This is a genomic window from Helicobacter valdiviensis, assembly GCF_003245365.1.
In the GTDB taxonomy this organism is placed as follows: domain Bacteria; phylum Campylobacterota; class Campylobacteria; order Campylobacterales; family Helicobacteraceae; genus Helicobacter_D; species Helicobacter_D valdiviensis.
In genome coordinates, this window is the sequence record NZ_NBIU01000107.1 from 1 (window position 1) to 774 (window position 774).

The 774-nt window shown below is 22.7% G+C and carries 1 protein-coding gene; it reads right to left on the reverse strand.

The genetic code is table 11. The annotated features are described in order from the left end of the window. Positions 1-50: 50 nt before the first annotated feature. Positions 51-737 carry a toxin-antitoxin system YwqK family antitoxin gene (locus B6S12_RS10735; protein WP_111230736.1) on the reverse strand — a complete coding sequence of 229 codons (687 nt, stop codon included), beginning with the start codon at positions 735-737 and terminating at the stop codon, positions 51-53. Between the last annotated feature and the right edge of the window lie 37 nt (positions 738-774).

Here is a 774-nt window from a genome sequence, read left to right on the forward strand (position 1 = left end):
TTAAGAGATAGAATGAATTAATCTTGATTAATATGTTACTTCTTGTAAAGTTATGGGCTTTTTAAAATCTTTTTAAAGTTTTCTTGAGTGTTTATTCTATCAGGAATTCCTATAAAATTCCCTTTTTCATCAAATTCTTTTATGAGAGCATTATCATTATCAATCTCATACAACAATGTTCCATTTTCTCTAAAAATCTTTTCAATTCCAACAAGTTTGCCTTTTTGCAAAAAGGCTTGTAATTTTATATTACCATTTTCATAAAACATCATTTGAATTCCATCTTGTTTATTATCTTTATAACAAAAATATTCTGATAAATTTCCATTTTTATAATAAAAAGACATACAACCATTAGTTATTTTATTATTGCTATAATTCCCAATAGATTTAATTTTTCCATCATCATAATATTCTATGATTTCCCCATTTAATTTACCATTTTTTATCTCAAGTTTCATTTTAGTGTTACCATTATCATATAGCTTTTTAAATTCTCCATTAAATAGCTTAAAACTATAAATATCATAAGAAGTTTTATTAAAAACTAGTATTTTTGTTTGTTTTCCATTGATACTAATAGCATTATAAATATTTTTATTAATAACAATAAAGCAGAGTATAAAGAATAATAGGACAAGAAAAAGAAAGATTTTTTTATTCCAATGAATTCTTTTTGGGTGATTGTTTTTGTTAAATAGCATCCATAACTTTCTCTTCTCTTTGTTTATAATCATTTTTAGCTGTATTATTATCCATTATTTCTCCTTGCTT

What these genes read in the sequence shown, in the direction of transcription:
- B6S12_RS10735 (WP_111230736.1), bottom strand. Translation starts at nt 737, where the DNA reads ATGATTATAAACAAAGAGAAGAGAAAGTTATGGATGCTATTTAACAAA.